Annotated in this window: 5 protein-coding genes and 1 pseudogene; 1 reads left to right on the forward strand and 5 read right to left on the reverse strand. The window is 67.1% G+C overall.

The window, feature by feature from the left end; all coding sequences use genetic code 11:
* The 5 genes and pseudogenes from ACR2JI_RS09555 to ACR2JI_RS09575 all read right to left on the reverse strand — a co-directional run.
* Nucleotides 1-99, reverse strand: a pseudogene (locus tag ACR2JI_RS09555) (30S ribosomal protein S12); the annotation flags it as partial.
* 260 nt (nt 100-359) lie between these two features.
* Nucleotides 360-980, reverse strand: a complete 621-nt coding sequence (locus ACR2JI_RS09560) for a TetR/AcrR family transcriptional regulator (protein WP_526389840.1) — start codon at nt 978-980, stop codon at nt 360-362.
* Nucleotides 981-991: 11 nt separating this feature from the next.
* Nucleotides 992-1,780 (reverse strand): crotonase/enoyl-CoA hydratase family protein, encoded by a 789-nt coding sequence (locus ACR2JI_RS09565; RefSeq protein ID WP_526389841.1) that lies wholly within the window; start codon nt 1,778-1,780, stop codon nt 992-994.
* Nucleotides 1,777-2,490: a PaaX family transcriptional regulator C-terminal domain-containing protein gene (locus ACR2JI_RS09570; RefSeq protein ID WP_526389844.1), complete on the reverse strand. Its 714-nt coding sequence runs from the start codon at nt 2,488-2,490 to the stop codon at nt 1,777-1,779. The genes ACR2JI_RS09565 and ACR2JI_RS09570 overlap by 4 nt, the downstream gene beginning before the upstream one ends.
* A gap of 118 nt (nt 2,491-2,608) precedes the next feature.
* Entirely contained in the window at nt 2,609-4,237 is a 1,629-nt protein-coding gene (locus ACR2JI_RS09575) for an acyl-CoA dehydrogenase family protein (protein WP_526389842.1), read from the reverse strand.
* A gap of 114 nt (nt 4,238-4,351) precedes the next feature.
* Between ACR2JI_RS09575 and ACR2JI_RS09580 the strand changes: the two genes are divergently transcribed.
* Nucleotides 4,352-5,904, forward strand: a 1,553-nt coding sequence (locus ACR2JI_RS09580) for a glycosyltransferase (protein WP_526389843.1), incomplete at its 3' end; no start/stop codon positions are given.

Raw genomic sequence — 5,904 nt, forward strand, 5'->3', positions numbered from 1 at the left:
CACGCCACGGCGCTGCGGGCTGCCCTTGAGGGCCGCGGTCTTGACCTTGGCGATCTTGTCGCGGCGACCCTTGCGGACCAGCTGCTGGATGGTTGGCATCTACCGACTTTCTCTCAAACTCGTCGTACCGGCTGTCTTCAAGTCTCTGTACTGCAGTTTCAGCCCTTCCGCGTACCCCGCGTCCGGGCGTGTCACACGCGCCCTGCTCCGTAAACCAACGGTGCGCAGCAAACATGCGAATTAGCCCGGCGAGCGCGCGTGAGCGCACCTGACGGCCAGGCACGATGCTTCACGATACCAGTTCCGCCAGCGCCCTCCAAACCGGCGGCCGCGGCCCGCCCAAGCGCGTAACGAAGCCCTTACCGCAGGTCAGGGTCGCTACGGTGAGCCATGCCGGCCGCCAGGCGTAGCACCATGTCCGAGAAGACCGCGTCGGCGTCGAGGTTGCCCATCCCTCCGGCACCCATACCGACGTCCATCACGCCACTCATCTCCAGCAGGACGAATCCGTGCAGCGCCGCCCAGAACTCCAGTGCGGCACAGAAGGCGTCGTCGCCGTCGAGGTCATAGGAGGCCAGCACCGCGATCACCGGTGCGGCCGCAGCATGCGAGGCACCGGTGAACTCCGGGTCGTCTCCGCCCGGGGGCAGGCGGGTGAACGCCGAGTAGCGACCCGGGTGGTGGTGGGCGTAACTGCGGTAGGCGCTGGCCATCGCCATGACGGCGTCATCCCGGGTGCGCCCCTGCCCCACCGCGCTCAACATCTGCAGGATGTCGTCGATCACATGCATGCGCACCGTGCGGCGCAGATCCTCAAGGCTGTCGAGGTGGTTGTAGAGCGACGGGCCCTTGGTGCCGAGTTGGGTGGCCAGTGCGTTGATGGTCAGCCCGTCCCAGCCCTCGCGGTCCAGGAAGGTCATCGCCGCGTTGACGATGATCTCCCGGCTGAGCTTCGGTGACTTGGCCGGCCGGGTTGCCATGGATCGCAACTCTAGGCCAACGACCCACGCCTGTTCCCGGGGTCGGCCTGTTCCCCATGTCGGCCGGCGCCCTCAGCGAAACGCTTGGCGCCGGCCAATGATTCGGCTGCCACCCGCGCCAGGCTGCCGAACTCGAAGTCCATCGCATCGGCTTCCGAACGGCCCCACTGATACAGCGCCGACATCCGGTCGGCGCGCAGACAGCCCTGCGGCAGAGCGGCCAGTTCGGCGGCCAGTTCCTCGGCGGCCCGCCGCGACTGCCCGCGGGGCACCACCCGGTTGACCAGCCCGATCGACAACGCCTCTGTGGCATCAACCGGCCGTCCGGTCAGGATCATGTCCATCGCCCGGCCGTGCCCGATCAGCCGCGGCAGCCGGACGGTGCCGCCGTCGATCAGCGGCACGCCCCAGCGCCGGCAGAACACCCCGAACTCGGCGTCCTCCTCGGCGATCCGCAGATCGCACCAGAGCGCCAGTTCCAGACCGCCGGCGACCGCGTAGCCGCTGATCGCCGCGATCACCGGTTTGGTGAGCACCAGGCGGCTGGGACCCATCGGGGCCGGGCCGTTGCGGTTCAGCGGGTTGGTCTGGTCGGTGCCCATGGCCTTGAGGTCGGCTCCGGCGCAGAACGTTCCGCGGTCGCCCCAGAGCACAGCCACCGATGCCGAGTCGTCGCGGTCGAATTCCGCGAAGGCCTCATACAGCGCCAGCGCGGTCGGACCGTCGACGGCATTGCGGGCGTGCGGTCGGTCCAGGATCACCGTCGTGACGGGACCCCGTCGTTCCACTCGGACAGTCACCGGAGCGCCTCCCTACCTGTGTGGTCGCGGCGCTGCAGCAGTAGCGCCACGAATTCGGTGTACCGGTCCCGCAGCCGTTGCCCGGGCCAGTCGTCGGGCAGCAGTTCGGCGGGTAGGACGGGATCGGCCAGCAGGTGGCGAACCATCGCGGCGGCGATCGCGAACCGGCCGGGGATATCGCCGGCCGCTTCCATCTCGGCGAGCAATCGGTGACCGGTCGCCGACCAGCCGGTCAGATCCCACAGCCGGGCGGCCAGTCCGGCGTCGTCGGGATCGCGGGCGCTGAGCATCCGGATCATCTCGCGGGCCTGTGCGGGCACCACGACATCAAGGTTGTCGGGCCGCATCCACACGCCCTCGCGCAATTCACCGAACCGGTTGTGCGACAAAGTTGTTCGAAGTGACGCACGGTTTCGCGCATCCGCACCCACGGCTGTGACCACGACCACCACCCAGTTGCCGTCCCAGTCCCGCGTTGACGGGTCGAGCGCATCATCCTGACGGCGCTGGCGCGCAAGCAGACGGTCGGACAGTCGGTAGCCGTCCTCGGAGCGCACCAGATCGCCGGCCGAGACCATACGGGTCAGGGCCACCCGCAGGGCGTTCTCCTTGATCCCGAAATCCGCGGTGAGTCGGAGCAGCTCAGCAGCGGTGGCCCAGGCGGGGTGTGCGCCCAGGAGTACCGAGAGCACCACCGACCGGGCGGTCATCCGGATGCCCCGCGCCACGGTCGTACCCGTCACTGCCCGCATTCCCGTCGCGAGCAGACACAAACTCGCACTCCGACTGGCGCATTGATGCGACTTTGCGTCTGCTCGGCCAGTGCGGTCATCCCTTGACCAGGGCACGCTCGATGATCGGGGCCAGGTCGAGGCCGGCAGGCAGGGTGCCGAACGCCCCACCCCAGTTGCGGGCCATCCGGGTGGCCAGGAACGCCTCGGTGACCGCCGGGTGGCCGTGACGCACCAGCAGCGAACCCTGCAGTGCCAGGCTGATGTCCTCGGCGACTTTGCGGGCGCGGTACTCAATGGTGGCGGCATCGGCGAGGCTGTCATGCAACGCTGCAGCATGGGCGTCCAGCCGTGCGTCCTGACCGGCTGTGGTGGCGAGTTCGTCGAACAGCACTTCGACACACTCCGGACGGGTTGCCATGGCGCGCAGGGTATCCAGCGCACTGACGTTCCCGGAGCCCTCCCAGATACCCATCAGCGGAGCCTCGCGGTAGAGGCGCGGCGCGCCGGAGTCCTCGGCATAGCCGTTGCCGCCGAGGCACTCCATCGCCTCACCGGCGTGCGGGACGGCCCGCTTACACACCCAGTATTTGGCGGCGGCAAGGCCGATCCGGCGCAGCAGGATCTCGCGCTCGTCGCCGCGGGTGGCGGCATCGGTTGCCCCGGCCATCCGCATCGCGATGATCGTGGCCGCCTCTGCCTCGACGGCGAGATCGGCGATCACGTTGCGCATCAGCGGCTGGTCGATCAGATACGCGCCGAACGCCTTTCGATGCTGGGTGTGGTGGATGGCCATGCTGAGGCCCTGGCGCATGCTGGTGGCACTGCCGAGCGTGCAGTCCAGCCGGGTGAGGTTGACCATCTCGATGATGGTGGCCACACCGCGACCCTCCTCCCCCACCAGCCAGGCGATCGCGCCTTCGTACTCGATCTCACTGGAGGCGTTGGCGTGGTTGCCCAGCTTGTTCTTCAGCCGCTGGATGAACATCCTGTTGCGGGTGCCGTCCGGCAGCACCCTGGGCAGCATGAAGCAGCTCAAGCCCCCGGGCGCCTGGGCCAGCACCAGGAAGATGTCGCTCATCGCCGCGGAGGTGAACCACTTGTGCCCGGTCAGGGAGTAACTGCCGTCACCGTTCGGCACCGCCGCGGTGGTGCCGGCCCGCACGTCGGAGCCACCCTGCTTCTCGGTCATCGACATGCCGGCGGTGATACCGGCCTTGCCGGTGGCGAGCCTCAGTTCGGGGTCGTAGGTGCGACTGGTCAGCAGCGGCTCGTACACGGCGGCGAGTTCGGGGTTGTGCCGCAGTGCCGGGACGACGGCGTACGTCATCGAGATCGGGCAGACGTGTCCGGGCTCAGGGGTCCACACGCCCATCTTGGCCGCACGCACCACATGCGCGCCCGGACGGTCGTCGGCCCATGGTGCGGCGTGCAGTCCATGCTCGATGGCCACCCGCATCAGCTCGTGGTAAGCCGGGTCGTACTCGATCTCATCGATGCGGTGTCCGTAGCGGTCGTGGGCGTGCAGCACCGGGCGATTGCGGTCGGCCAGCTCACCCCAGCGTTGCGCGGTCGCACCACCCGAGATCGCACCGAGTTCGGCGACCTCGTCGACGCCCCACTGACCCCCCTCGCGAATGACGGCCTCCATCAGAACCGGCGATGTGGCGGCGTTGTGATTGACGAGCGGAGGGACCTGATTGGTGACGACGTGGGTGTCTGGCATGATCGCAATATTACATTTTCTCGACAATCGCACAAGATACGTAATGCTGGTCCGTTCCGGTAGATTCACTGGCCGTTGGCCTTTACGACAGCGGAAATCACGGGGGACGTGGCAGTGAACCATCCGACGATCTGTCTCAACATGATCGTGCGCAATGAGGCGCACATCGTGCATGAGCTGCTCGACTGCGTGGCTCCCTACATCTCTTCATGGTGCATCGTCGACACCGGCTCCGAGGACGGCACCCAGGACATCATCCGCGCCCATATGGCCCGGCTTGAGATCCCCGGCGAACTGCACGAGCGCCCATGGAAGAACTTCGGCCACAACCGCTCCGAAGCACTTGAACTCGCACAGGGGCACGCGGACTACATCTGGGTGGTCGACGCCGACGACCTGGTGATGGGTACGCCCGATTTCAGTCAATTGACCGCAGACGCATACGAGTTGCGATACGGCGATTCAGAGGACTTCACCTACTGGCGCCAGCAGATGTTCCGCAATGGTCTTCCGTGGCGGTATGTCGGGGTGGTGCATGAGTGCATCGTCTGCGACCAGCCCTACGAGATGCAGCGCCTGACGGGTGACTACTACGTGGACTCGCGGCGCCTGGGCGGACGCAACCTCGACCCACTGAAGTACGCCCGCGACCGGGACCTGTTGCTCGCGGAGATTGAGCGCGATCCCAATGAATGCCGTTCGGTGTTCTATCTGGCCCAGAGCTATTTCGATCTCGGGGATTACGCCAACGCCCGGCGGTGGTATCAGCGTCGGGCGGATATGGGCGGCTGGGCGGAAGAGGTCTACTACTCGCTGTACCGCGTCGGCGAATCGATGGTGAACCTCGGCGAACCCTGGCCGGAGATTCTGGACGTGTGGCTGCGCGCCTACGAATCACGACCGACCCGAGCCGAGGCCCTGCACGCCATCGCCTGTCACTACCGCAGGGAGGGGCGCTACCAACTCGGTCACCTCTTCGCCCAGCGCGCGGCCTCAATCCCGGTGCCCCAGGAGGACATTCTCTTCGTCTGGGCGGCGGCACACTCCTGGGCTGCACGCGACGAACTGGCGGTGTGCGCGTCCAATCTCGGTCTGCACTCGGAGGCCTTCCGCCTTTTCCGGGACCTGCTCGCCGGCAGCAGCCTCTCACCTGAGGACCGTGTCCGCATCGCGGTGAACCGCGACTTCTCAGTGCCGGCGATGCTGGAGAGCGCCGCGGCCTATCCGGCGCGGGTCATCGAAACCCTGCGCCCCCGTTCAGATGCCGACGTGACGATCACCGTGTCATGCGGGCCGAATCTGGAGAGCGCCGAAACCACACTGAACTCGATACTCAATGTCTGCACCGATCGCAGCCGCATCAGCCGAATGCTGGTGGACGATTCCGAACTCACTGACGAGCAACGGAGCGCGCTCCACCTGCGCTACCCCATGATCGAGTCGCTGCATGCGCCGTCCGGAGAGTCTTCGGCCGCGCGGCTTCGGTATATCAGCGAGCGGGTCGGGACCCGCTTCTGGCTGCACATCCCGGCCGGCTGGCGATTCTTCGGCCCCGAGCGGCTGCTCAGCCGACTGGCCGGCGTACTGGACTCCGAACCGGATGTGCTGGCCGTGGCGGTCAACTACGAGGACGCCACCGCCCTCACCGGCCGCAGCGCCCCCGAGGA

Origin of the sequence: Mycobacterium sp. (assembly GCF_051006775.1) — a bacterium.
Classification (GTDB): domain Bacteria; phylum Actinomycetota; class Actinomycetes; order Mycobacteriales; family Mycobacteriaceae; genus Mycobacterium.

What these genes read in the sequence shown, in the direction of transcription:
- ACR2JI_RS09570 (WP_526389844.1), bottom strand. Translation starts at nt 2,490, where the DNA reads ATGACCGCCCGGTCGGTGGTGCTCTCGGTACTCCTGGGCGCACACCCC.
- ACR2JI_RS09575 (WP_526389842.1), bottom strand. Translation starts at nt 4,237, where the DNA reads ATGCCAGACACCCACGTCGTCACCAATCAGGTCCCTCCGCTCGTCAAT.
- ACR2JI_RS09560 (WP_526389840.1), bottom strand. Translation starts at nt 980, where the DNA reads ATGGCAACCCGGCCGGCCAAGTCACCGAAGCTCAGCCGGGAGATCATC.